We start from the raw sequence: 24,568 nt of genomic DNA, 5'->3' as shown, positions 1-24,568 counted from the left end.
TTTCTATTAATATATGATAGGTAAGCGTAAAGTATTATAGTTGAACGTGGCTATTCTTAACAGTTTTAAGAGGGCGATCAACGAGTAAATTGTAAGTAAGCCCAATTAATACGAAAACACCGCCGATAATTTTTCCAGTTGAGAGTTCATTTGTCAGGAAGAAATCAATGATAGTCCCTGCAAATAACTGTCCGATAAAGATGAGTAACGTTAAATAAAATGCTGATATTTTAGGAGTGATATAGTTCGATAATGAAATAACGATAACGCCTACTAATCCGCCTAAATATACAGCGATAGGTATGGATTGTAACGTATGCATTGGAATATACATTGAATCTGAACTGAAAATTAAAAATAACATAGAGAAAAATAAGCCAGTAATATAATTAAAAAACGTGCCTTCCCAATTCCCAATTTTCTTTGCTAAATTCGCGTTAATAATTCTAGCAACGACGATAGAAACACCAGCTAAAATAGCGATCGTAACATATAACATTTTCTTGCCTCCATTAATAAATTGTCATGATTATAATTCCAGAAGAGATGAAACATAATCCAATTAGTTTTTTCTTTTCAAACTTTGCAACTTTCATTCCTAATAAACCGAAATGATCAATAACGATGGAAGCAATGGATTGACCGAGTAAACTTAATGCGATCGTAATAGAGGCACCAAGGACGGAGAAGCTTATATTGTTAAAAAGAACAGTGAATACTCCAATCGCTCCAGCGCTATATAAAAAAAGTGAAATACTTTTATCAAAATGGATTTTATGTTTGTTTATGATTAAAACGAAAATAACTGCAATTAAACCGACAAAGTGAATGACAACACTTGCTGTATACTTGCCAATTAACTCAGATAAAATCCCATTCAATGGAAGCATAACGGCGATAAGCACGCCAATAAAGACAGAAAGAAAGTTATACAATGTAATATCCCCTTTGTATTTCATATTTGTAATGACTGTATCATGCTGGAATTGTGTATTACTATGACATATGTCATAGTGGAGGAAGAAAATTTTGATTACAATGGGGATGAGTTGTAAAGGTGGGGGACTATGAAGAAAATATGTAATTCAATTAAATTAGCAGAGTATATGAAACAAAATAACATTGACTCCTTTTTTAGTCATGATATGAAACCGTATATGGAACTTATATTTTTTAAAAAGAATGAGTTTATTTGTAGAGAAAATGAAGAGATAGATTATTTGTTTTTCTTCGTTGAAGGAAAAGCAAAAGCGTTTAATACATTAAGTAACGGGAAATCTGTATTATTATGCTTTTATGATAGTTTGCAGCTGTTAGGAGATGTGGAGTTAATTCATTCTCAAAAGACGGCTTCAAACGTACAAGTAATGGCAGATTCATATTGTGTTGGTTTGCCTTTAGGAAAAGTGAGAAATCAACTATTTCATGATGCGAAATTTTTACGATGTATTTGTGGATCGTTAGCTCATAAATTAAACCGACTTTCAAAAAATAGTACAATTAATTTGCTATATCCACTTGAAAACAGACTTGCGAGTTACATGTTAGCAGCGGGAGAACGAGCTGTGCAGCATGGGAATCGAATTGTATTTAGTGGGAATTTAACGGAAACAGCGGAATTGTTAGGGACAAGTTATCGGCATTTATTGCGCACATTAAATATTTTTTGTGATAAAGAGATAATAAAGAAGAATGATGGTTGTTTTGAAGTAGTAAACGTGGAAGTTTTGAGAGAATTGGCGGCAGATGTTTATAAATAATATAGTAAAGTGGGGGTTTAGATGAAAATAGCAATCATTTCAGATGTTCATGGAAATAGTCACGCTTTACAAGCAGTATTAAAAGATTTGGAACGTCGCAAGGTCGAAATGATAATAAATTTAGGAGATAGTGTGTATGGGCCGTTAGATCCTTTAGGGACAATTGAATTATTAATGAATAACGAGATGATACATATTAAGGGCAATTGTGACCGCATGCTCTGGGAACCTATACAACAGCAGTCTGCTACACTAACTTTTGTACAAAATCAATTAACAAAAAATCATATAGATTGGTTAAAACAACATTCTGCACAATTTATTGTAGACGATATGTTATGCTGTCATGGTACACCAACTTCAGATGAGGTGTATTTACTAGAGGAGATGGACGAGAATGGTGCGATATTAAAGAATGAAAAAAATATAATGGATCAACTCCAAAATATAGAACAAAAAATAATAGTATGTGGTCATACACATATTCCTAGAGTTGTGTATTTAGCAAACGAAAAAATCGTTATAAATCCGGGGAGTGTAGGACTTCCAGCGTACAAAGATGAATTACCCATTGTGCATAAAATGGAATCAGGAACTCCGCATGCAAAATATGTAGTGATAGAAGAGGTTTTGGGAGAATGGATAATTGAACAAATTTCAGTTCCGTATAATTGGGAAGAAGCTGCTCGGTTAGCTACTCAACTTGAAAGGCATGATTGGGCACAGGCGATAAAGACTGGGAAGATAGAATGAAGGGGAGCTTACTTTATGGTAAACTGCTCTTTTTTATTTTGAGTACATATTGAATTATATAAAAATAAAATGTTATGATTATGGAAACGTATGAATATATGAACAAGTATTCATATATTTGAAAAGAGGAGGGATTAGAATGAAAGACCTAATTATTATTGGAGCGGGTCAAGCTGGATTAACAATGGGATATTACTTGAAACAAGAAGGGTATAATTTTTTATTACTTGAGGCAGGAAACCGAGTTGGTGATTCATGGAGAAATCGATATGATTCTTTACAGCTTTTTACTCCGCGGTCTTACAGTAGTTTACCAGGTATGGCGTTAATAGATGAAAAAAATGAATTTCCATATAAAGATGAAATTGCAACATATTTAGAAGAATATGCAAGGCATTTTCAATTACCGATTCAATTGCAAACCGAAGTTTTTAAAATAAATAAAGAAAAAGATATATTCGAATTACATACTCCTACAGAAATTCTACAAACGAAAAAAGTTATTATCGCAACAGGTGGTTTTCAGCAACCATTTATTCCCTCAGTTTCAGCAAATCTATCATCACATGTTTTTCAAATACATTCATCACAATATAAATCACCATCGCAAATTCCACAGGGGAAAGTACTAGTAGTAGGTGGCGGGAATTCAGGTATGCAAATTGCAGTAGAATTTGCAAAGACTCATGAAGTTACAATGTCTATTAGTCATCCTTTAACGTTTTTACCATTACATCTTTTTAGAAAAAGTATTTTCAATTGGTTAGACAAATTGGGTTTATTGTACGCTGAAGTAAATACAAAGAGGGGAAAATGGTTTCAGAAAAGAAAGGATCCCATTTTTGGATTTGAAGGTAAGGAACTTATTCGTAGTGGAGCAATTAAACTAGAGGGAAAAGTGGTGGGTGCATCAGAAGATAGCATTATGTTTCAAAATGGTAGCACGTATAGTGCAGGGAGTATTATATGGTCAACAGGTTTTATTCAGAATTATAATTGGATTGAAATAGAAAAGGCGGTAAATGAGAATGGATTGCCTAATCATATAAAGGGAATAAGTCCAGTAAGAGGATTATATTATATCGGCTTGCCATGGCAATCTCAAAGGGGTTCTGCACTTATTTGTGGTGTAGGAAAGGATGCGGCGTATTTACTTTCTGAAATCAAAAAAATAGATCAGTAGCAGCGACTACTGATCATCCATATGTACATGAATTAGGAGAGGTCAAACATTTATTAACTTTATTATAATAGACTTTCAAAAGAATAAAAACTGAAAATTCTAATTTTATGTTGAGAAAGTTTTTTGTATCGAAATATATAAAAGAATAAGGGTTTTTAGTAAAAGGAAATATGATATTTATATTTTACTAAAGTGTGATATAGTCTATATAGGAATTATTTCCTTTAATTGGGTTTTTATAGCCTTTACATTTTTAAAGTAGAAAGGGGAAGCGATTGTGAAGTTTGATGATCAACGCCTACTAGGAGTACGATTAGGTTCTGTACTTGTAACAGAAGAAAATCAATATTTAGTAATAAAGAAAAAAGATCATTATGCATTATTAAATATACATAATTTAGAATGCACACATGTTGAAGTGCAGCTAGAACATATTGAAGAAATGTTGCGGGAAGATTTCCAAGAAAGTATAACGGAGATTATCGCACCGGAACAGATAAAAATTGTTGCGAAAAATGTTATATAAGAAAGAAGCTGAAAGGAACAGCTTCTTTCTTTTCATTATAAGGATAACGTTTTTAAAACGTCACCAATAATCCCTTCCATTTGATGAACACCTAAGTCAGCGTTCGTCATTATAATAGCGCCATTACCTCGGTATGGATAGCATATCATCATACATTGAAATCCAACGCCCCATCCGAGTGAATAAATTTGTAAGTCTTCATTCGAATCATCTAGAAAAACACCTAAGCCAGTCCATTTTGAGCAACCTTGAGGAGAAATCATATCTTGAACTGTTTTTTGAGAAAGTTTTAGTTTGCCTTTTCCTTGTAAGGAATGAATGATTTCAATTACTAAAGTTGATAAGTCAGTTGGTGTTGTCCAAATACCTGAAGCAGCTGCGAATGGATAAAATGGATACTTCTCATTTGTAACGGTGCCATCTTTATTATGTCCGCAAGCAAAAGCATCGGTTTTATCTATGTCTTCAGGAGAGAAGATTGTACTATTCTTCATTTGCAGTGGTTGAAATATATATTCTTCTAGTAAAAGGTTGAATGGCTTTCCAGTTATATCTTCAAGTAGTATTTCGATTATACAAAAGTTTGCATCCGAGTAGTGAAATTCGCTTTCTGGTTTATAAGTTACTTCTATCGGTACTGGGCAATATGGTGTTTTACCGGCAAGGAGTTCAGACATGTTTGGTTGCCCATGTGCAAGTGTATAATGTTCAAAACTATTAGGAGGATCAATAATTCCAGATTGATGACTTAATAAGTTTCGCAATGTGACTTTTTTCTGTGAGGTAAGTAGATTGGTAGGTATGTTCCAAGATGTGAGTCTATCATTTATGTCTTCATCTAAATGCACGATTTCTTGATCTGACAATGTCATTACGAGCATTGTAGTGATGAATTTACTAATTGAGCAAGAATTGAATATAGAATTCGTAGTTACCGTTCTAGTTGTTCCGGATTCAAGTGTTCCGAAAGCAATCGCTTCGTCTAGTTTGCTGTTGCGTATAACGGCAAGACTTAAACATGCAACGGAATATTGGTTCATTTTCTCGTATATATTGTTACTTTTTAATTTCATAGTGACTCCTTTCTTATAAGAGACAGAATATTAGTTCTATTATATGGTATTTAATAGAGAGAATGATAGAAAAGAAAAAACTTCATCTTTTATCGATGAAGTTTTTTTAGTTAATTCGAAGTGAATGCTTTAAAAAATTTGTCTCGGTACATGTACATAAGCCATGTGGCTGTTAGTAAGGAAATAATACTTACTTTGTTTTGAATTGGAGCATTGAAAACAAGCCAGCCAACGATATCAAATAATACATGTAGTGCAATTGAAAGAACTACAAATTGTAGTAGCGTATTTAAAAATCTTTTCATTAAGTGTCCCCCTGAAATAAAAGGTTTATCAACAGTGTTGTATATTACTATTATACATTAAATGTGTTTCGTGGTAAAATTTACATAAGTTAGTTAAATAAAACAAATGAAAGCTAATGAGGAGGAATAGTCATGGAATTTTGGATGATCATACCGATAGCGATCTTTGGGTTTATTTATATCGTTGAAAAGTTAAATAAAATTGAAAAGAAGACGGATGCACGTTTAAAGAGGATGGAAGATAGATTACAGCTAATTACGAAAGAAATGGGAATTATAGATAGAGAACCTGAGATTAATAAAGAGTTGCGTCAGCTTATGGAAGAAGGAAAAACAGTTACAGCAGTTAAGAGAGTAAGAGAAGCTTTTGGCTTTTCTTTACTAGAAGCAAAGCAATATGTTGATAAATTATAAAAAAGATCATCCATGTGGGTGATCTTTTTTCAATGCACCATACGTGTGTTTACATAAGCAGCGATTATAACGTGTCCAATTATAATGATAGGAACTAAGATTTTGACATTAGGAGTAGAAAAGAAATTTAAGAAGCGCGTAACAGATGTCATTATTACACATGCACACGCTGATCGAATTGGTGGAATGAAAACATTGAAAGAAAGAGGCATTAAAGCGCATAGTACAGCGTTAACTGCGGAATTAGCAAAGAAAAATGGATATGAAGAACCACTTGGAGACTTACAAACCGTTACAAATTTGAAGTTTGGAAATATGAAAATAGAAACATTTTATCCAGGAAAGGGACATACAGAAGATAATATTGTTGTCTGGTTGCCACAATATCAAATTTTAGCTGGAGGCTGTTTAGTTAAATCTGCGTCCTCGAAAGATTTAGGAAACGTTGCTGATGCTTATGTAAATGAATGGTCCACATCGATTGAAAATGTGCTGAAGCGATATGGAAATATAAATTTAGTAGTGCCTGGTCATGGAGAAGTAGGGGATAGAGGATTACTTTTACATACATTGGATTTGTTGAAATAAAAAAAGCGAGGAGAAACAATTTTCTCCTCGCTTTCTTCTAACTATATTTAAATGCGAAGTCCGCATACGTTACTGAGATTTTAATTCCAAGTATACAAATACCAGTACCGTCATAATTGCGATAACAACGTAAGTAGCATCAAGCATAATAAGTGTTTTTAAAGTTTCAGTCATCCTCATTCACCCCTGGTATAAAAAATATAACATAATCTCTTATCAATTAAATCAGAGATTATAAAGATAACAATGTACATGAAATTTATTAAGTAGATTCTATATAAATATATCATATAAATAATGTAAACAATGTTAAGGTAATGTAAATGTATTGTAAAGAAAGGGGCGGTTCATCATGTCTGTAAATCTATTCATTTATAAATGCTATGTATCTCTCGTGTGCCGGATAGAACACAGTTATAACATGTGAAAAATAAATTCATTTTGACAAATCAATCACGATGCTAGTTGTTACTACATTTTCCTCTATTACTTCTACCTGTACTTGTTCATCGTTTCTCCAATTGATATTGAAGTTGTCTGTCGTATACATTTCCTTAAGAGTGACCTCTTTATATTTTTCTAAAATGCTACCTCTTTTCCCATAATAGATTCTTACAGTTGAACTGGGACTTGGTCCTTTTGATTTTATTGTTTCTCTAAGCTCGATAATATTTATTAAATTTGGAGATTCACTTTTTTGAAAGGTAAAGGAACTGACCACTTTTTGTACCTTCTTAAAAACAGGACCATTAGATTTATTTGATACATTAAATTCCACAACTTCAGGTACGGATTCTTTGCCTCGTAGTGTTATTGTTGCTTCATAATCGTTTTTCCAATCTACGAAAACGTTTGAGGAATCGAGACGTTCTCCCTCATTTGCAATACTTATGTCAAAATGTTCCCATAAGCCGTATTTAATTCTGACGGGAGAGGAACCATGAGAAGAGTCTGAATCTATTTTCACTACTTTAATCGTATTTTTATTATTTGGAGAATGACTTTTTTTAAGTGTAATGTCCTGTAAATACAAAATGTAAGACAAACAGCCTACTACTAAAATAATTGGAATTACAATACGTAAGGCAGTAATTGGACGACCTCGTGTCCTTTTTTTCTTAGTGCTTTTACTATTTTGTTCAAGGTCTTTTTCAATACTCGTTGGAGCTATTACTTTTGGCGGGCGAATAAGCCACCAAACGAAAGTTATAAGTAGTAAGAAAAGAGGTATTCCTTGAATAAAGAAAAATCCTTTCCAAAAATCAAGTGCAGTACTATATGGAGAATCCGTTGCCATCCCACCTATAAAAAGTGCCATTGGGCTTACAAGTATATTTATCCCTAAAGCGATCAATACGAATGAAAGATTTTTATTTCTAATTTTTCGTGACCCAGCCATAATAAACAGAAATACTGCAATACCGAGTATAAGAAACAGTGTTCCGTAGTAAACCATCATATTATCCCTCCATAACTTTAATTGTACCATCAGTAAGGGAAATTTTGTGAAATGTTAGGTGGATATGATATTTGTATTCCTTAAAAGTGCACCGATATATGATGCAAATAAATCATGTGCAAGTATGAATATCAGGATACAGTAAAAATATTATGTCAACAATATGAACTGTCACAAATCTTTATATATTATTGTGATTGATATCACATCACTTTTTTTCAATGGATATTATGCTTAGGGTGTAATTAATGATTGGGAGAGGGTGGGATGATATGTTTTGTTATCAATGTGAACAAACACCAACAGGCGGATGTAAAGTAATGGGTGTTTGTGGCAAGAATGAAACGATTGCGAGTTTACAAGATACGATTGTGTTTGGGTTAAAAGGAATTGCGGCGTATCGTACGCATGCTGCTCAGCTAGGGTATACGGATGCATTTGTAGATGCTACAACGCAAGAAGCATTGTATATGACATTAACCAATTCTAACTTTAATGAACAAGAACATGTTGATATGGCTATGAAAGTTGGGAAATCAGCTTTACGGGTAATGGAGTTGCTAGATGAGGCACATACGAATCATTTTGGTGTTCCAGAGCCTGTTCAAATTACACAAAACCGTGTAGAAGGTAAAGCTATTGTAGTTACAGGCCATAATTTATTTGCGTTAGAAGAATTATTAAAACAAACAGAAGGAAAAGAAATTAATATTTATACGCATTCGGAAATGTTACCAGCACACGGGTATCCGCAGCTGAAAAAATATAAACATTTAAAAGGAAACATCGGTAAGGCATGGTATGATCAAAGACGCCTTTTTGAAAAATTTACAGGTGCCATATTAGCGACAACGAACTGTGTTATGCCAATTAAAGGATCATACTCTGATCGATTCTTTTCATATGATATTGCCGGCTTAGAGGGTGTACAAAAAATTGAAAATGATAATTTTGCACCATTGATTCAAAAAGCGCTAGAACTTCCAGAAGTACATATGGAGTCGGAGGAACAGTTAGTAACAGGGTTTCATCATAATACAGTCTTATCATTAGCTCCAGAAATTATTGAGGCAGTAAAAGAAGGAAAGATTAAGCGTTTCTTTGTCATCGCAGGTTGTGATGCACCAGGAAAAGGCGGGGAATACTATCGTGAATTAGCAACGTCACTTCCGCCTGAAACAGTGATTTTAACGACTTCTTGCGGAAAGTTCCGCTTCAATGATGTGGATTACGGCGTTGTACCTGGTACCGAGATTCCGCGCTACATCGACTTAGGACAATGTAATAATTCCATTTCTACAGTGAAAATAGCGGCTGCTTTAGCTGATGCTTTCCAATGCGAAGTGAATGAATTGCCAGTAAGCATTGTCTTATCTTGGTTTGAACAAAAAGCGGTTGCTATTTTGCTTGGGCTATTTAGTCTTGGAATTCAAGATATTCGCATCGGTCCAAAGGCGCCTGAATTTATTTCAGCTGGCGTGCTCGATGTATTACAAGAAACATTCGGTTTAAAATTAATTACAACTGCAGCAGAAGATATGGATATGATGTTATCGTAACAAGAGGATGATTGGTCTTATTCAGAAGAAGAGCTAGCTTATAGCGCCCCAAAACAAAAATGTAGAATTATTGTTTTGGGGTATTTTCTTTTCTTAGCGGGGTAGGTAATAGTTGATTTTAGAAAAATATAAAAATCGAGTTGACATTTACAACTACTCAGTCATACAATGTAGTTGTAATAGGTGATACTGAGTAGTGTTGTTTCTTAAAAAACTTTTCACTAAATAATAGGTAATAGCGGATTTTAGAAGAAATTTGAAAATCAGTTGACATGTATCGCTACTTAGTCATACAATTTAGTTGTAATAAGTAATACTGAATAGTGTAGTTTTACTCAAAAGCTATTCAGTAAAAATTCGCCTTAGTACTCTGTAATACTGAATATAAGTCAGACAGAATAGGGGGTAAAGGAGGATCAGAACATGGAAAATTTAACTGAAATGTTGAAAGGTTCACTGGAAGGGTGTGTGCTGGAAATCATTAGTCGCCGTGAAACGTATGGTTATGAGATTACTCGCCACCTGAATGATCTTGGGTTTACCGAAGTGGTGGAAGGAACGGTCTATACCATCCTCGTACGATTAGAGAAGAAAAAGCTTGTGAATATTGAAAAGAAACCATCAGATATGGGACCGCCTCGTAAGTTTTATTCATTAAATGAAGCTGGACGTCAGGAACTTGAATTGTTTTGGAAAAAATGGGATTTTGTATCGTCAAAAATTAACGTCTTGAAGTCAAACTAGCCTCATAATATAAAATGTTTCGGCTCATATTTGGAGAGTTTCTGGTTCTGCTTTATAAAAAAGGAGGAAAATAAGATGTTGGAAATATTCAAAAAATTAATTGGTGATAAAAAAGAGTACAGAATGATGATGGCACGTGTTGCAGCACTGCCAGAGGACTATCAGTTTGTGTTTAAGAAAATTCAAAACTACATGTGGAATTTTTCGACCGGAAACGGGATGGATATGCTGCACATTCAGTACGAATTAATCGATTTGTTTGAAGCTGGTGCAGCGGAAGGCAGACAAGTGCTAGATATTACTGGGGAAGATGTGGCATCTTTTGCTGACGAACTAGTGGCAAACGCTAAAACGTATGTTTCTAAGTATCGTGAAGATTTGAATGAAAGTATTATGAAGAAATTGAGAAAAAAATAAATGCAACAAGTAATACCGACTGATTAGCTGGTCATAAATGTGAACTAACGCCATCGCTATTCAGTTATATTTTTAAACCACTACTAAGTAATACAGATTATCAGTGGTACTAAATAGAGGGTGCAGGTAATTTAATTTTATAAGGGGGAAAAAGTATGAGTAATGCAGCGATTTCTGTAAAAGGGTTAAAAAAAGCTTTTAGAGATAAAGAAGTCTTAAAGGGAGTGGATTTTGAGGTGCAGCGTGGAGAAATTTTCGCGCTGCTAGGCTCAAATGGAGCTGGAAAGACGACAACGGTTAACATCCTTTCGACGCTACTGAAACAAGATGGCGGTGAAGGAAGTATTTGCGGATTTGATATTAAGCGCCAACCAGATCATGTTCGTCAAAGTATCAGTTTGACAGGACAGTTTGCAGCTTTAGACGGCATGCTTACCGGGAGGGAAAACTTGATCATGATTGCCAAGTTACGTGGTGTTTCCAATCCTGCTCAAGTTGCTGACGATTTGCTTGATAGATTTAGCCTGACAGATGCGGCCAACCAAAGGGCAGATCAGTATTCAGGCGGGATGAAGCGCCGGCTTGATATCGCGATGAGTTTGATCGGGGCGCCAGCAGTTATTTTTCTTGACGAACCAACGACTGGGCTTGATCCTGAAGCGCGCATTGAAGTGCGGGATACAGTTAAAGAGCTTGCTGGTGGAGGAACAACTATCTTACTAACAACCCAGTATTTAGAGGAAGCAGAACAATTAGCTGACCGTATCGCTATTTTACATGGTGGAAAAATTATTACGACAGGTACTCTTACTGAACTGAAAGAGATGTTCCCGCCAGCAAAAGTGGAGTATATCGAGAAGCAGCCTACATTGGAAGAAATATTCCTTGCGATCATTGGCAAAAAGGAGGAGATGTAAATGAAAAGCAAAACAGGGGTATTACTTGGGCGCTTAATGCGCAATATTATGCGTAGTCCAGATACAATTATTACGGTAGCGATTACACCGATTATGATGATGCTATTGTTTGTATACGTATTTGGTGGGGCTATACAAACAGGAACAGATAACTACGTCAATTATTTATTGCCAGGAATTTTGCTAATGGCTATCGCATCTGGTGTCGCTTACACTTCTGTACGATTATTTACGGATGTAAAGAGTGGGCTTATGGCACGTTTCATTACGATGCCTATTAAGCGCTCATCGATATTGTGGGCTCACGTTTTAACCTCTCTTGTTGCGAATGTACTTACTATCTTAGTTGTTATTCTTGTTGCGCTCTTAATGGGTTTCCGTTCCAGTGCGAATATGCTAGATTGGCTTGGAGTAGCTGGGATACTAGGGATGTTTACGTTAGCGCTAACATGGTTGGCTATCATTCCAGGGCTGAAAGCGAAGTCTATGGAAGGGGCGACAGCATATTCGTACCCACTCGTTTTTCTTCCATTTATTAGTTCGGCCTTCGTACCTACCGAAACGATGCCGAAAATTGTTCGTGCATTTGCTGAAAACCAGCCTGTAACTTCAATCGTGAATGCGATTCGTGTTCTTTTATATGAAGGAACTGTTGGAAACGATATTTGGATTGCGCTCGCTTGGTGCGTAGGGATCATGATCATCTCTTACTTTTTCGCTAGTAAAGCATTTAAACGTCAGTTAGGGTAAGTAAATCAAATCCTCCGAAATAATATATATCTTTGAAAAAGCACGGGAAGATTTTCCGTGCTTTTATTATTTGTTGTGCTCTCGTTGTAGTAAATAAAATGATATTAAAAAAAGGATATCTACCCAGTGACAATGGCTCACTGCTTATGGAGTGTAAAAGCACAATTGCTTTTGTAAATTCTCTAGTATTTCTTCAGGCATTTCCCTAATTGTAATATCATCCCCTAAGAAAAGCAGCCAATTTGTCATCTCTGTCACTTCATCAGAATTGTGAACATCGATAAATGTTTTTAAAATGGCTGTGGATTGGTAAGGATTTGTATAAGATATTGAAATTTTGAAAGGGTGGTATTTTTTGAACTGGGCAATTGCTTTTGGACCAAGTTCAAGTATAAGGTTAATCACTTCATCCTTCTTACTTAGTTTTTCTAAAATCTTTTTCTTATTTAGCTTTTTTTTCGTCGTGTATGGTTCGATATGGATGAGATGATCGACAGGAAACATTCTCTTCTTTTCTTCTTTTAAGTCAAACCCTTCAATGATCCATTGACTTTTTTCTTGATACAGGTGTAATAGATAAATGGAATAAGACTTGATTTCTTTCTCTTCTTTAATGGAAATCAATAAATGTCTATCCAAAAGAAGGATTTGGATGAGTTTTTCTAACATAGGGTGAGGGAGGTCAGAAAGCTCAAGTAAATCAGGATTATGAGGGTTGGTCCCTTCAAACAGCAAGAGTTGATTTAAAAGAACGATATCATCTTGCTGGGTTTCTGAGATGAGTCCTAACAGTTTTTCGGCTAAAGATTGACGACTTTTTAAATAGGGAAGTTGTTGATTTCTTGTAGCCATAAAGGCAATAAAAAGAGCTTTCACTTCGTTATCAGTAAAGCGAACAACGGGCAGGATAGAGTTATGCATAACAAAATATCCCCCAGTCCTCCCAACTTCAGCAACAAGTGGCATGCCCATAGCTTCTATTTCTCTAATGTCCCTAATAGCTGTTGATCGTGATATGTTAAATTCTCGTATGATTTCTGAAATTGTAAAGTGGGAGCGGTTGTTGATATACCGCATAATTGTATTAATCCGTTCAACTTTTTTCATTTGGTTCTCCTAAACAGTATCATTTTTTGACATGATTTAAAGTTATTATAAACTCATCAGATGAAAAGATAAATCATTTGATTCATTTTAAAAGAAGGAAGGTTTTGAATATGAAAAATTATACGATTGAAGAAAAAGATAGCTTTATTGTGTTAGGTATTGGAACTGAAATTAAGAGTGAATATACAGATTTTGTTGGAATAACAAAAGAAAAGGAAGACTTTTGGTCGGCTGTTAAAGAAGATGGAAGGCTGGATACTTTAAAAGCTCTAGCTACAAATGATTACATTTTTTCTGTGAGCGAAGCAGTGAATAACAAGATGATGTATTATGCGGGTGTTATGACAGAAGCACAAATAGAAGAAGAATCTAGAGTGATCCAGTTTCCTAAGGGAGAATACTTAGTAGTAAAAGGGGAAGATAAGACAGCTGAAGAGCTAAGTAATAAGCTTACTGGTATCGCCTTCGGTCAGGCTTTACGAGAAGCAACAGATTTTGCTTATGTTGGTGGACCAAATACAACGGTTGAGATGGGGAAAAGAAACGGTTTAGTGTTTGGTGAAATGTGGATTCCGGTTGTTAGGAAGTAAATCGTTAAAAGGAGAGATGAAATTGTCCTGTATCGTTGATTTTAAAAATGTAACTACAGTTGGTTTAGAGTCTTCACCTATAGTAGAAGCGCTAGCTGGTTTACGTGCTCATGAAGCCCGTTACTTTATGAATAAATACAAGCATGAATTTATAGTTGTACCAGCTAGTGCAAGCCAGAAGACTCTTGATTATGTGAACCGCATTTTGAAGGAAGAACGTGATATTGAATTTGCGGCGAAACCTTTAGAAACATCGTATTTTCAAGTGGAAAATATTAAGTTTGCATACGTCTTTTATGAAGATGGTCTTGTGATTAACGTCATGTATACATTGGATAACCCGAAGAAGAGGGCTGTTGGATTTAAGCTTTCTGATGGAATGGAGGTACCAACAGAATTGGCAGAGAAATTTAAGTTTGCTAGGCAGAAGTCTAAATTAGCTGGAACAATTCGGGGTTCGTTTTTTGTAATTAAAGGAGAATATAGTGTAAGTTGAAGAATCCAGTCGTTTGTAGTATTTTAAAATGCACGATTATGGAATATGGAGGCTAACAATCTTGAATTGTTGGCCTTTTTGACGTGAGTATAATATTCATATACTACTACACATTATGTTCTGATAAACTGGAATGAAAGGTAATTATTGTAAGGTGGTGGCGGAGTGAATAAAAAAAGATTATTTGAGCTATCCATAGTAACATTTGTTTTTCTTTTCCTCCATGTAAGCACATTTACTAATGAAAAATTTAACGATAAATTGGGATCCTTTACTTTCATTGTGCTATTTCTTATGCTTTCTACTTATACCGCATTTATAGAAAAGTATTTTCATGATATACAAAAGTGGATTCGAAATATCACATTTTGTTTTGCTTTGTTAGTAGTAGTTTTAGTAGCTTTATGGATAGGTTACTTTTAGAACTTTACTTCTGGGAAAGTTCATTTAGTGCCCAATATTTTGTCCATCTATAGGGAAAAGGAGATAGGTAATGCTTTAAATGGAGAAATCAAAGTGGATATTTTTTAAAGTAAAAAGAAGAGGTATGTGAAAAAGAGATTGGTAGTATGTATAATATACAACGTCAAAAAAACTAATACCCTTCTCATAAACAGTAAATACTTTTTATGGGAAGGGTATTCAATTTAAGTCTATAAAAAGGAAATGCAAGTTCTTACTTATTTAGAATAAGAGAAAAGATGATGTTTTATTTGTTCAATAAAATAATGATGGTGTATATTATCGTTAGATACACGACTTGCCATAATAGCGCCCTCCATTGAAGAGGCAAGGAAAGAAGCGAGCGAAATAATGTTTATCTCTTCTTTAAGTTCTTGTTTCTCTATTCCTTCTTTTATGAGAGAAGCCATTAACATTACTGTATCATCATAGCCTTTTGCTGCTGCTTTTTGTAATTCTGGAAATACGCCAGTACTTTCAATTGCGCTATTAAGCAATGGACAGCCTCCGGCGATAGGGGGGTTATTAGCTGCATCTTGATATACAAGGAAAATTGCAAGGATTTTATCGATTGCTGTCTTTTTATTTTCCATTGCTTTATGAAAATGACTCCACATAATCTCACCACTTTTGTCGTAGGCAGCAAGAACAATTTCTTCTTTATTTTTGAATCTACGATAAATAGATCCTTTCGGTAGTTCAGTGGCTGTCATTATATCCTGAATGGATGTGCGAGTTATCCCATTAGTATTAAATAAATATAAAGATGTTTCAATAATCTTTTCTTTTACTGTATCAACTTTAGTCATGCTTTGTCCTCCTAATGAAAACGATCCTAATATTCTAGGTAATGTTTACCCTCTATTTTCTTGATTTTTTTGTAAGTAGAAATAAGTTTGGAACAAAAAATATCTTATCAATTCCTATCGGATGGAAACCTCAAACTGTATTATCCATACTATTCGAATGAATTTTCTGTCAAAAACAATATGACCAGTTGGTTAATTCAGTCATATCATGCAACTAATTTTACCGTATCGACATATGAGTATTATATATAATTTTAATTAATATGTTTAGCTAAAATGTTTGAACTACTCTCATTTTCACTTCGTTTAATTAGGAGATCTTGCGGTTAAAAGCCGTATCACGTCACACTATAAAAGATAAATCGTTAATATTGAATGAGTACTGGAATTTGATTGTAAATAAGAAGTTGAGATATAAATGTATTTGCTTTTTACCGTTTTGATTTTGTAAATAATTTATAAAGGGGGTTTAAAAAACTAGAAACTTATAGTATCATTAGTTTCCGGACCGAACCGTCCGGTCTTGAAATTTATATAAGTATATTTAGAAGGAGAACGTTATGCAGAAAGAAAAATCAAAGATTCTAAGTAATTTCATTATGGGGGTAATAAAGTGAGCTTTATAAAAACGAATACAAAAGAACTTATTATGCTAATAGTTTATATACTGTTTGCACTACTTCAAATTGGCTTGTTCATATTATTTGGCATATCCCTTTTAACTAACAGCAACTTAGTTGAATCAGAATTTGTTCTTAGTGCCATCGGTTTGACTGTACCTGCTATTGTGGGAATAATTTTCTTTAGGAAAGAAATTATTGAAAGTTTTACTTATTTTAAAGAGAAGACAATTTTGAAAATAGTAAGTATTCCTATGGTGGTTTTATTTACTGTAATTGTAGAACAGATTGTTATGCGTTTTCTAGCAACTGGTCAGCCAGAGAACCAAGAACAGCTCCTTGAAACGGGCGCGGAGATACCTCTTATATTTACATTGCTTGTATTTGGTATTCTCGGTCCAATACTTGAAGAAATTATATTTCGTTATATAATATTAAATCGTTTTTCGCATTATATTGGTACTGCTATTGCATCTACCATTTCGATTATAATTTTTACATTTATGCATACGAACCAGCTTTCGGATATTGCTATTTATTTACCTGGTGCAGTGATACTTACTGCAGCTTATCTTATTTCTAACAGATCCCTTGCATATGTCATGGGGATACATATATTAAATAATTGCCTTGGTTTCATTTTGTAAGAAATTAAACTTAGCTCTGTTACGAAGTTGAAGACTAGATACAGATATTAATAAATGAGGAGTACAATTTAGACAGTGACTTATGATTCATGTAATTCCTTGTACTTCAAAAAACTACAGTTTGGGTGTAAACTGTGGTTTTTTTTATAGGGGACCAACACTTCGCAAACAAGTTAAGCCCATACAACATCAATTTTTGTTTTGTGAGCTTAATAGTAGCCCTATTACAATTAAAATAATATGTCTATATTGTTTTAAGTACTCTTTTTATAATAAAACTTAATCAATTTTAATATATGTTATGTATAACATATATTTATCTAAAATAAGGGGGAATATCATGACTGAAATAAACGAATCTTCAGGAAGCGATTTACAAAAAGATGTGAAGTTTTCTATTATTATCCCTGCACATAATGAAGAAAAGTACATTAGAAAATGTTTAGATTCAATTGCAAAGGCATCAGAGGCATATAAAGAGCAGACGGAAGTTATAGTTGTTTTAAATCGTTGCACAGATCAAACAGAGGAAATAGCAAAATCTTATAATTGTATTACATTAAAAAATGAAGATAAAAACTTATCTAAAATCCGAAATGCAGGGGCAGAAATAGCTAGTGGAGAAATAATCGTTACTATAGATGCTGATACGATAATGACAGAGTCTTTGTTATCTAATGTAGATAAATATTTATCTTCAGGTAAATATATTGGTGGTGGGGTGAATGGGAAGTTCGAAAGAATGTCTTTTGGAATATTCTTTTCTGCAATTCTAATTATAATTCCCTTACTTTTTAAGTACGGAGCTATATCTGTAGGGATTTTTTGGTGTTATAGAAAAGATTTTATGGCAATTAACGGATTTAATGAAAACATGCTTATGGCAGAAGATGCAGATTTCGCGAAACGGTTAAAAGAATGGGGAAAACGAAATAATAAGAAATTCGGTACCATTAAAAATGGAATGATAACTTCATGCAGAAGATTTGATACATATGGAGACTGGGCCTTACTTAAAAATCCAAAAGTAATATTAGCGTATCTAAAAGGAAATGATCAAAAGTATGCAGATAAGACATATTATGATAATCAAGAAAGATAACGATGGAGAAAAGCGGTAGGAAATAGTGAGAACAGCAGATTTTCTTATACATAATGAGAGCCTAACTTAATTTAATAGATATGATAAGAAAACCATCAATTTGATTAGTCCTTTTTCAAATCAATGGTTTTTATTTTTGAAATAAATATCTATTTTTTTATAAAAATATTTTTTGACCCCCATAAAACTTTGTATTCCTCCGAATATGTATAGTGAAGAAAATAAATAGAAGAAAACTGATTATGAAAGAATACTGACGTATTAATAAAATTACTAGATTAAGTGGGGCATCCGAAATAAAAGGGTGAAATTACCAATGATATAGAGAAGAGTTATGCAAGGATTGCAGATAAAATAGAAACAGGGCAAGCAAAACAAGCGGAAGAAAATAAGAAAGTAGAGTAAAATGTAAGCTTAACTGTAAGAACGATAGAAAAGTTGGCTTTGAAAAATATGAACAACAAGAAGACAAGTCTAAAGAAAATGTGGTTGAATGGTCACTTGTTTAGTGACCATTTTTCTATTTCAAGCAGAAGGAGGGAGAGAGATTACCCGTGTTGAGTTTAGTAATGAAGATCTTAAGAAAACCGAAAATAGAAGATATCGTATGTAACATACAAAATAATGAAGAAGATAAAGAAGCTTTTATCGTACAGTATCAGCCGTTTATTAGAAAATCGATATCGTCTGTCTGCCGCCGATATATTACAGAACAGGATGATGAATATAGTATTGGATTGTTTGCGTTTAACGAAGCAATTGAACAGTATTCATATAAAAAAGGGAAATCTTTTCTAGCGTTTGCTGATCTTCTTATAAAAAGAGATGTAATTGACTATATACGCAAGGAGTCTAAGCATAACCTTGTCTTTTTAAAAGAAGATGAGCAAGAGGAAATGTTAGAAATGCAAGTATCGCTTACGGAGTATATGAAAGAAATAGAGAATGGTAACCGTAAGGAAGAAATTCTCCATTTTCAAAGTGTGTTAGCTGAGTTTAAAATCACATTTTCAGAGCTTGCTAAAGAATCTCCTAAGCATCGTGATACGCGTGAGCACTTAATAGAAATTGTAAAGATGATTATAAAAGAAGAGGAAATGATGGAGGAGCTGTTCCGGAAGAAAAAGTTACCGCTTAAACATATTGAACCGCGTGTTAGGGTAAGTCGTAAAACGTTGGAGCGGCATAGAAAATATATCATTGCAATGTGTATTATCTTCGCAAACAACTATACATACATTCTTGATTATATAAGGGGAGGGAAGCATGATGAATAAAGGAATTGTGATGGATATAAAAAAACATAGCGTAGTTGTTTTAACGGCAAATGGAGAGTTTATTACGTGTAAAAGAAAAGGGGATTCTTGCATGATTGGAGAGGAAATTTCATTTGATGAGCAAGAACAAAAAGCATCGCGTTTTTCAATCCCTTATTTCTTAAAGCCGGCATCATTACTTGTTGCTTGTTTTCTATGTGCGCTGTTATTTTTCTACAACCAACCGGAAGAAAAAGTATTCGCTTACGTCTCAGTTGATATAAATCCAAGTTTAGAAGTGAGCGTAACGAAGGATCTTCGCGTTATAGATTTACAAGCTTGTAATGATGATGGAAGGCGTATTTTAAAAGAATTGAAGGAATGGGAAAATAAACAATTGCAAGAAGTAATACGTACAATTATAAAGCAGAGTCAAGAGGATAAGTATTTAACGAATGATAAGCAAGTTATGCTAACCGCTATTGCAAAGGATAAGTTGCTAGAACCAAAGTTGGAAAAGGTAATGAAAGAATTAAAGAAAGAATATGAGCTAAAACATATTACAGTCGAATATCAAAATAGCACGATGCAAGTACGAGAGAATGCTAGAAAAGCTGGAATGGGCACAGGTGTCTATATAAAGCAAGAGAATGAGAAGAACAAATCGGTTACGCCGCCCGCCACGCCGTCTAATCCGGTGGAAAACGAAGAAGAGAGGCAATCGCAGCTGGATTCATCTCCTGATGTAGTGCCAGATTTGTCTTCTGTAAAAGACAAAAAATATGAGAAGCCAGAGCATAAAGAACAAAAGAAAATAGAGGAACAGCCAACGAAGCAAATAAAAGAAAACAATGGTAGAGGATCTCAGCAAGAAAATAGAGGGAATCAGCAGGAGAATAACGGTAGGGAATCCCAACAAGGAAATAATGGGAATCAGCAAGGAAACAACGGTCGAGAATCCCAACAAGGGAATAATGGAAATCAGCAAGGAAACAACGGAAGAGGATCGCAAGGGAATAATGGGCACCAGCAAGAGAACAATGGAAGAGGATCGCAAGGGAATAATGGGAATCAGCAAGGAAATAACGGAAGAGGGTCCCAAGGAAATAATGGGAATCAGCAAGGAAACAACGGAAGAGGGTCCCAAGGAAATAACGGGTACCAGCAAGAGAACAACGGAAGAGGATCCCAAGGAAATAATGGGAATCAACAAGGTGACAATGGTAGGGGATCTCAACAAGGAAATAATGGGAATCAGCAAGGTGACAATGGAAGAGGGTCCCAAAAAGAAAATGTTGGAAACGAGCAAGGAAACAATGGTAGGGGGTCTCAACAAGAGAATAGAGGCCACCAGCAAGGGAATGAAAAGAAGAATCAATAGAAATATAGAAGTGGGAGATTCATTTTAAAGTGAAAAGGAGTTATCTCACTATTGCGGGCAGTAAAACTCCCATCTCAAAATTTGGCTAGGGAAAAGAAGTTAGGTGGGAGTTGGGCTGCTTAAAGTTGCACTTTATTATTTTATAGTTCTATTAAGAAGGAGTATGTGAAAAATATAATGGAGAAAAACATTCAACAAGAAAAAGATAAAGTAAAACCTGTTTTTTATGATCCGAAAGGAAGAAGAAACATAGCTTTTATTTCGTTTCTATGTATCTCAATCGTTAGCGTAAGTGTTGTATTTTATTTTTTCTTTCAAAGTATTTTTTCAACACCAGAAATTCCAAATATGAATACCGCTGTACAACAAGATAATAAACTTGTACCAATTAATCAAAAACTTAGTGATCAGCAGTTAAAGAAGGAAGAGTTTAAACCAAATACCGAAACGAAGGATAATAAAAATTTGGTGAATTCGCCGAAGGATAGTAAACAACGTAAAGAAGTGTATGGTTTTTATGTAAACTGGGATGAAAATAGTACCGCTTCTTTAAAAGAAAATATCGATTCATTAACCACGCTAGTACCAGAGTGGTATCATTTAAAAGCAGATTTAACGATTAGAAGTGAGATAAAACCTGAGATAGTAAAGTTAGCAGAAAAAAATCAAGTGAAAATTATGCCTTTACTAACTAACTATACTGAGGAAGCTTCTGGTCCGGATAGTGGGCTAATTCATAAGTTGCTGAATTCCTCAAATGATGTAAAGACAAAGTTTATAAATGATTTAGTAAAGCAAGTTGAAAAGAATCGATTTGCGGGTATTAATATTGACTTTGAGGCCGTACCTGAAAGTGATAGAGAAAACTTAACAAATTTTATGAAAGAACTTACTACGGTCTTTCATAAACATGATTTGCTCGTTACACAAGATGTTCCAGCTAATGATAAGGCTTTTGATTATAGTGTGTTAGCAAAAATAATAGATCGAATGATTGTAATGATGTATGATGAGCACTATGGAGCGGGAGAGCCAGGACCAATTGCTTCAAATAAATGGTTTCAACATACGTTAAAAGAACTGAATATTCCGTCTAATAAACTTATAGTTGCTTTCGGTAACTATGGATATGATTGGAAAGTGAATAGTAAGGAACCGGCGAAATCTTTAACTTTTTCAGAAGTTATGGCAATGGCTCATAATTCAGATATGAATATTCAATGGGATAAGATGAGTGGAAATCCTTATTTTAGATATAAAACAGGAGATAAAGAACATACTGCTTGGTTCTTAGACGGTGTTACTCTCTATAATCAAGTGAAAATCGCAATGGACAACAATGCAAAGGGGTTTGCGTTATGGAGATTAGGAGCAGAAGATCCTACAATATGGAAAGTTTTAAAAAATCCGATTGAGGCACAAAAAAATCCTGATGTATTACATAAAATCACTAGTTTAGATGAAGTGAATTATTCTGGACAAGGTGAAATTTTACAGATTGAGAATGAAAAGCAAAATGGATTGAGAGATTTTAAAGTAGGTAAAGATGGTTATCTTACAGATGAAGTATATCAAACCTTACCATCTGCATACGAAGTGCAACGATATGGAAAACCGAAAGGGAAACAAGTAGTACTAACATTTGATGATGGACCAGACCCGAAATATACGCCGGAAATCTTAGATATATTAAAAGAGAATAAAATAAAAGCTGCTTTTTTTGTACTTGGTGAAAACGCGCAACTAAATCCTAGTATTGTAAAAAGAATATACGATGAAGGGCATGAAATTGGCAATCATACTTTCAAGCATCCTAACGTAGCTGATACGTCTTTACTACGAACAAAAGTAGAACTTAATACGACGCAACGTCTGATCCAGGAAATAACTGGGCATTCTACAGTTTTGTTTAGGCCACCATACGAAGCGGATGCTAACCCGGATTCCTCAAATGAAATATTGCCTATTTTACGAGCACAAAATATGAACTATACAATGGTAGCAGAAAAAGTGGATCCTGAGGACTGGGCAACACCATCAACAAATGAATTAGTAAAGCGTGCTCTTAATCCCGTTTATAAGGGAGAGGGAAATATTATTCTTCTCCATGATGCGGGAGGGAATCGTACCCATACGGTAGAGGCGTTGCCGATCATTATTAAAGAGCTTAAAAAGCATGGATATAGTTTTGTAACAATTTCAGATTTAATGAATAAAGAACGTGATGAAATTATGCCCCCAGTTTCTTCTGAGGGTGAGCAATATTTACTTTACAATAAAGCTGTCTTTTCAGGGGCGGGATACTTTAAACATATATTAAAAACTATTTTTTATATCGCTATTGGATTAGGGATTTTTCGATTCTTATTCTTAATTTATTTTGCATGGAAGCAGAAAAGAAAAACGCTATCTCGCTCTATTCATTTGTCCTATCAACCTTTTGTTAGTGTTGTCATAGCAGCATATAATGAAGAAAAGGTGATAGCTAAGACGATTCGCTCAATTTTGGATAGTAAGTATGGAGAATTTGAAGTTATTGTTGTGGATGACGGATCGACAGATGGTACGTCAAAAGTAATGCAAGAAACATTTTATAAACATCCTAAAGTTCGTTTCATTCAGAAAGAAAACGGCGGGAAATCATCGGCAATGAACTTAGGGTTTCAACAATCGCGAGGAGAGATCATTGTCACTTTAGATGCGGATACTATTATTGCGCAAGACGCCATTTCTCTCATGGTTAGACACTTTGAAAATCAAAATGTAGCAGCAGTTTCAGGTAATGTCAAAGTGGGGAATAGACGAAACTTGTTAACTACTTGGCAACATGTTGAATATATTACAGGGTTTAATTTAGAACGCAGAGCTTTTGATGAGTTAAATTGTATTACAGTCGTTCCAGGAGCTATCGGGGCATGGCGTAAGAAGAATGTTGTTGAATCTGGATATTTAAGTGAAGATACATTAGCAGAAGATACGGATCTTACTATTACATTTTTACGTCAAGGACATAGAATTGTATATGAAGAAAAAGCGTATGCTTTTACGGAGTCACCTGAAGATGTGAAAAGTCTCATTAAACAGCGATATCGTTGGTCATATGGTACACTTCAATGTCTTTGGAAACATCGAAAAGCGTTATGTAATTCAAAGCATAAAACGTTAGGGTTTATTGCATTTCCTAACATGTGGTTATTCCAATATGTTCTGCAATTCATTGCTCCTTTTGCAGATATATTAATGATTATGGGGTTATTTAGTAGTGATCCGCTAAAAGTTTTAGGATTTTATTTTGTATTCTTTTTAATGGATCTTCTCGCATCTCTATTTGCATTTAAATTAGAGGAAGAGAATCCGAAACCACTAGTATGGTTAATTTTACAACGGTTTATTTATCGTCAATTTATGACTTATGTTGTCGTTAAATCTATATTCTCATCGATTCGAGGAGTAGCGGTAGGTTGGAATAAGCTAAAGAGAATAGGAAGTGTAAAACATTCCACGGAACATAAGGAGGCATCTTAAGAGAGCAGGTTATCTGCTCTCTTTTTCATTGATTGTAGTGAGCTGAGTGTAGAGTACATACATCTGTATCTATAAGAGTTCTAATAGTGAGACATTATGTGAAGAGACTCCTTTAGTTTCGGAAA

At 34.4% G+C, this 24,568-nt stretch carries 25 protein-coding genes and 2 pseudogenes; 19 read left to right on the top strand and 8 right to left on the bottom strand.

Translation table 11 applies throughout. The features are described from left to right. Nucleotides 1–34: 34 nt before the first annotated feature. Complete coding sequence (locus MR147_RS11685) at nucleotides 35–499, bottom strand: DMT family transporter (protein ID WP_070806591.1); 465 nt, start codon at nucleotides 497–499, stop codon at nucleotides 35–37. Nucleotides 500–512: 13 nt separating this feature from the next. Continuing rightward, complete coding sequence (locus MR147_RS11680) at nucleotides 513–959, bottom strand: DMT family transporter (RefSeq protein ID WP_061130361.1); 447 nt, start codon at nucleotides 957–959, stop codon at nucleotides 513–515. Nucleotides 960–1,067: 108 nt separating this feature from the next. Here MR147_RS11680 and yeiL point away from each other — a divergent pair, with 108 nt between their 5' ends. From yeiL to MR147_RS11660, 4 genes are all read left to right on the top strand, one after another. Next, nucleotides 1,068–1,760 (top strand): transcriptional regulator YeiL, encoded by a 693-nt coding sequence (yeiL, locus tag MR147_RS11675; RefSeq protein ID WP_242304242.1) that lies wholly within the window; start codon nucleotides 1,068–1,070, stop codon nucleotides 1,758–1,760. A gap of 21 nt (nucleotides 1,761–1,781) precedes the next feature. Beyond that, nucleotides 1,782–2,513, top strand: coding sequence for a metallophosphoesterase family protein (locus tag MR147_RS11670; protein WP_074606772.1), 732 nt, complete (start codon nucleotides 1,782–1,784; stop codon nucleotides 2,511–2,513). 139 nt (nucleotides 2,514–2,652) lie between these two features. Beyond that, nucleotides 2,653–3,696: a flavin-containing monooxygenase gene (locus MR147_RS11665; RefSeq protein WP_242304240.1), complete on the top strand. Its 1,044-nt coding sequence runs from the start codon at nucleotides 2,653–2,655 to the stop codon at nucleotides 3,694–3,696. A gap of 277 nt (nucleotides 3,697–3,973) precedes the next feature. Further along, nucleotides 3,974–4,222: a hypothetical protein gene (locus tag MR147_RS11660; RefSeq protein WP_074606768.1), complete on the top strand. Its 249-nt coding sequence runs from the start codon at nucleotides 3,974–3,976 to the stop codon at nucleotides 4,220–4,222. A gap of 35 nt (nucleotides 4,223–4,257) precedes the next feature. Here the strand turns inward: MR147_RS11660 and MR147_RS11655 are convergent, their stop codons facing one another. Beyond that, nucleotides 4,258–5,295, bottom strand: coding sequence for a serine hydrolase domain-containing protein (locus tag MR147_RS11655; RefSeq protein ID WP_242304238.1), 1,038 nt, complete (start codon nucleotides 5,293–5,295; stop codon nucleotides 4,258–4,260). A gap of 110 nt (nucleotides 5,296–5,405) precedes the next feature. Next, nucleotides 5,406–5,600 (bottom strand): hypothetical protein, encoded by a 195-nt coding sequence (locus MR147_RS11650; protein ID WP_242304237.1) that lies wholly within the window; start codon nucleotides 5,598–5,600, stop codon nucleotides 5,406–5,408. 132 nt (nucleotides 5,601–5,732) lie between these two features. On the opposite strand from MR147_RS11650, the gene MR147_RS11645 reads away from it, so the two are divergent. Continuing rightward, nucleotides 5,733–6,014, top strand: coding sequence for a hypothetical protein (locus MR147_RS11645; RefSeq protein ID WP_000397699.1), 282 nt, complete (start codon nucleotides 5,733–5,735; stop codon nucleotides 6,012–6,014). A gap of 29 nt (nucleotides 6,015–6,043) precedes the next feature. On the opposite strand, the pseudogene MR147_RS11640 reads toward MR147_RS11645, so the two are convergent. After that, a pseudogene (locus MR147_RS11640) lies at nucleotides 6,044–6,136 on the bottom strand (DUF3784 domain-containing protein); the annotation flags it as partial. On the opposite strand from MR147_RS11640, the pseudogene bla reads away from it, so the two are divergent. After that, nucleotides 6,126–6,602, top strand: a pseudogene (gene bla, locus MR147_RS11635) (subclass B1 metallo-beta-lactamase); the annotation flags it as partial. The pseudogenes MR147_RS11640 and bla sit on opposite strands and share 11 nt — an antisense overlap. 436 nt (nucleotides 6,603–7,038) lie before the next feature. Here bla and MR147_RS11630 read toward each other — a convergent pair. Further along, nucleotides 7,039–8,091, bottom strand: coding sequence for an MFS transporter (locus MR147_RS11630; RefSeq protein ID WP_242304235.1), 1,053 nt, complete (start codon nucleotides 8,089–8,091; stop codon nucleotides 7,039–7,041). 242 nt (nucleotides 8,092–8,333) lie between these two features. Between MR147_RS11630 and hcp the strand changes: the two genes are divergently transcribed. The 5 genes from hcp (at nucleotide 8,334) to MR147_RS11605 (ending at nucleotide 12,448) form a co-directional block, all read left to right on the top strand. Beyond that, a complete protein-coding gene (hcp, locus tag MR147_RS11625) occupies nucleotides 8,334–9,620 on the top strand; it encodes a hydroxylamine reductase (protein ID WP_242304233.1) in 1,287 nt (428 codons plus the stop codon). A 423-nt stretch (nucleotides 9,621–10,043) separates the two neighbouring features. Continuing rightward, on the top strand, nucleotides 10,044–10,364 hold the full coding sequence (locus tag MR147_RS11620; RefSeq protein WP_000429483.1) for a PadR family transcriptional regulator: 321 nt from the start codon (nucleotides 10,044–10,046) through the stop codon (nucleotides 10,362–10,364). Between the two features lie 75 nt (nucleotides 10,365–10,439). Continuing rightward, nucleotides 10,440–10,781 carry a DUF1048 domain-containing protein gene (locus MR147_RS11615; RefSeq protein ID WP_000889650.1) on the top strand — a complete coding sequence of 114 codons (342 nt, stop codon included), beginning with the start codon at nucleotides 10,440–10,442 and terminating at the stop codon, nucleotides 10,779–10,781. A 155-nt stretch (nucleotides 10,782–10,936) separates the two neighbouring features. After that, on the top strand, nucleotides 10,937–11,698 hold the full coding sequence (locus MR147_RS11610) for an ABC transporter ATP-binding protein (protein WP_242304231.1): 762 nt from the start codon (nucleotides 10,937–10,939) through the stop codon (nucleotides 11,696–11,698). Then, on the top strand, nucleotides 11,699–12,448 hold the full coding sequence (locus MR147_RS11605; RefSeq protein WP_098946532.1) for an ABC transporter permease: 750 nt from the start codon (nucleotides 11,699–11,701) through the stop codon (nucleotides 12,446–12,448). A 144-nt stretch (nucleotides 12,449–12,592) separates the two neighbouring features. On the opposite strand, the gene MR147_RS11600 is transcribed toward MR147_RS11605, so the two are convergent. Further along, nucleotides 12,593–13,555 carry a helix-turn-helix transcriptional regulator gene (locus MR147_RS11600; RefSeq protein ID WP_074606754.1) on the bottom strand — a complete coding sequence of 321 codons (963 nt, stop codon included), beginning with the start codon at nucleotides 13,553–13,555 and terminating at the stop codon, nucleotides 12,593–12,595. 110 nt (nucleotides 13,556–13,665) lie between these two features. On the opposite strand from MR147_RS11600, the gene MR147_RS11595 reads away from it, so the two are divergent. The 3 genes from MR147_RS11595 to MR147_RS11585 all read left to right on the top strand — a co-directional run bounded on the left by MR147_RS11595 (nucleotide 13,666) and on the right by MR147_RS11585 (nucleotide 15,064). Next, nucleotides 13,666–14,145: a GyrI-like domain-containing protein gene (locus MR147_RS11595; RefSeq protein ID WP_071727679.1), complete on the top strand. Its 480-nt coding sequence runs from the start codon at nucleotides 13,666–13,668 to the stop codon at nucleotides 14,143–14,145. A gap of 16 nt (nucleotides 14,146–14,161) precedes the next feature. Next, a complete protein-coding gene (locus tag MR147_RS11590) occupies nucleotides 14,162–14,641 on the top strand; it encodes a hypothetical protein (protein WP_025991629.1) in 480 nt (159 codons plus the stop codon). Nucleotides 14,642–14,806: 165 nt separating this feature from the next. Continuing rightward, a complete protein-coding gene (locus tag MR147_RS11585; RefSeq protein WP_001036219.1) occupies nucleotides 14,807–15,064 on the top strand; it encodes a DUF3963 domain-containing protein in 258 nt (85 codons plus the stop codon). 257 nt (nucleotides 15,065–15,321) lie between these two features. Here the strand turns inward: MR147_RS11585 and MR147_RS11580 are convergent, their stop codons facing one another. Next, nucleotides 15,322–15,912: a TetR/AcrR family transcriptional regulator gene (locus MR147_RS11580; RefSeq protein ID WP_000169674.1), complete on the bottom strand. Its 591-nt coding sequence runs from the start codon at nucleotides 15,910–15,912 to the stop codon at nucleotides 15,322–15,324. Between the two features lie 613 nt (nucleotides 15,913–16,525). On the opposite strand from MR147_RS11580, the gene MR147_RS11575 reads away from it, so the two are divergent. The 5 genes from MR147_RS11575 to MR147_RS11555 all read left to right on the top strand — a co-directional run bounded on the left by MR147_RS11575 (nucleotide 16,526) and on the right by MR147_RS11555 (nucleotide 24,443). Then, nucleotides 16,526–17,179 carry a CPBP family intramembrane glutamic endopeptidase gene (locus MR147_RS11575; protein WP_242304229.1) on the top strand — a complete coding sequence of 218 codons (654 nt, stop codon included), beginning with the start codon at nucleotides 16,526–16,528 and terminating at the stop codon, nucleotides 17,177–17,179. A gap of 340 nt (nucleotides 17,180–17,519) precedes the next feature. Continuing rightward, entirely contained in the window at nucleotides 17,520–18,281 is a 762-nt protein-coding gene (locus tag MR147_RS11570) for a glycosyltransferase family 2 protein (protein WP_000136097.1), read from the top strand. Nucleotides 18,282–18,835: 554 nt separating this feature from the next. Beyond that, nucleotides 18,836–19,558, top strand: coding sequence for an RNA polymerase sigma factor SigI (gene sigI / locus MR147_RS11565; protein ID WP_013246469.1), 723 nt, complete (start codon nucleotides 18,836–18,838; stop codon nucleotides 19,556–19,558). Further along, nucleotides 19,548–20,918: an anti-sigma-I factor RsgI gene (gene rsgI / locus MR147_RS11560; protein WP_242304227.1), complete on the top strand. Its 1,371-nt coding sequence runs from the start codon at nucleotides 19,548–19,550 to the stop codon at nucleotides 20,916–20,918. The genes sigI and rsgI overlap by 11 nt, the downstream gene beginning before the upstream one ends. Nucleotides 20,919–21,095: 177 nt before the next feature. Beyond that, complete coding sequence (locus tag MR147_RS11555) at nucleotides 21,096–24,443, top strand: trifunctional glycoside hydrolase family 18/polysaccharide deacetylase/glycosyltransferase family 2 protein (RefSeq protein WP_242304371.1); 3,348 nt, start codon at nucleotides 21,096–21,098, stop codon at nucleotides 24,441–24,443. Nucleotides 24,444–24,568 lie beyond the last annotated feature (125 nt).

Origin of the sequence: Bacillus cereus group sp. BfR-BA-01350, assembly GCF_022663775.1 — a bacterium.
Lineage (GTDB): Bacteria > Bacillota > Bacilli > Bacillales > Bacillaceae_G > Bacillus_A > Bacillus_A paranthracis.
Note: the sequence above shows the minus strand (reverse complement) of the source record. Positions and strands in the feature narration are given on the sequence as shown.

Coding starts and splice junctions, on each gene's coding strand:
- MR147_RS11685 (WP_070806591.1), bottom strand. CDS start 499: ATGTTATATGTTACGATCGCTATTTTAGCTGGTGTTTCTATCGTCGTT.
- MR147_RS11680 (WP_061130361.1), bottom strand. CDS start 959: ATGAAATACAAAGGGGATATTACATTGTATAACTTTCTTTCTGTCTTT.
- yeiL (WP_242304242.1), top strand. CDS start 1,068: ATGAAGAAAATATGTAATTCAATTAAATTAGCAGAGTATATGAAACAA.
- MR147_RS11670 (WP_074606772.1), top strand. CDS start 1,782: ATGAAAATAGCAATCATTTCAGATGTTCATGGAAATAGTCACGCTTTA.
- MR147_RS11665 (WP_242304240.1), top strand. CDS start 2,653: ATGAAAGACCTAATTATTATTGGAGCGGGTCAAGCTGGATTAACAATG.
- MR147_RS11655 (WP_242304238.1), bottom strand. CDS start 5,295: ATGAAATTAAAAAGTAACAATATATACGAGAAAATGAACCAATATTCC.
- MR147_RS11650 (WP_242304237.1), bottom strand. CDS start 5,600: ATGAAAAGATTTTTAAATACGCTACTACAATTTGTAGTTCTTTCAATT.
- MR147_RS11645 (WP_000397699.1), top strand. CDS start 5,733: ATGGAATTTTGGATGATCATACCGATAGCGATCTTTGGGTTTATTTAT.
- MR147_RS11630 (WP_242304235.1), bottom strand. CDS start 8,091: ATGGTACAATTAAAGTTATGGAGGGATAATATGATGGTTTACTACGGA.
- hcp (WP_242304233.1), top strand. CDS start 8,334: ATGTTTTGTTATCAATGTGAACAAACACCAACAGGCGGATGTAAAGTA.
- MR147_RS11620 (WP_000429483.1), top strand. CDS start 10,044: ATGGAAAATTTAACTGAAATGTTGAAAGGTTCACTGGAAGGGTGTGTG.
- MR147_RS11615 (WP_000889650.1), top strand. CDS start 10,440: ATGTTGGAAATATTCAAAAAATTAATTGGTGATAAAAAAGAGTACAGA.
- MR147_RS11610 (WP_242304231.1), top strand. CDS start 10,937: ATGAGTAATGCAGCGATTTCTGTAAAAGGGTTAAAAAAAGCTTTTAGA.
- MR147_RS11605 (WP_098946532.1), top strand. CDS start 11,699: ATGAAAAGCAAAACAGGGGTATTACTTGGGCGCTTAATGCGCAATATT.
- MR147_RS11600 (WP_074606754.1), bottom strand. CDS start 13,555: ATGAAAAAAGTTGAACGGATTAATACAATTATGCGGTATATCAACAAC.
- MR147_RS11595 (WP_071727679.1), top strand. CDS start 13,666: ATGAAAAATTATACGATTGAAGAAAAAGATAGCTTTATTGTGTTAGGT.
- MR147_RS11590 (WP_025991629.1), top strand. CDS start 14,162: ATGAAATTGTCCTGTATCGTTGATTTTAAAAATGTAACTACAGTTGGT.
- MR147_RS11580 (WP_000169674.1), bottom strand. CDS start 15,912: ATGACTAAAGTTGATACAGTAAAAGAAAAGATTATTGAAACATCTTTA.
- MR147_RS11570 (WP_000136097.1), top strand. CDS start 17,520: ATGACTGAAATAAACGAATCTTCAGGAAGCGATTTACAAAAAGATGTG.
- rsgI (WP_242304227.1), top strand. CDS start 19,548: ATGATGAATAAAGGAATTGTGATGGATATAAAAAAACATAGCGTAGTT.
- MR147_RS11555 (WP_242304371.1), top strand. CDS start 21,096: ATGGAGAAAAACATTCAACAAGAAAAAGATAAAGTAAAACCTGTTTTT.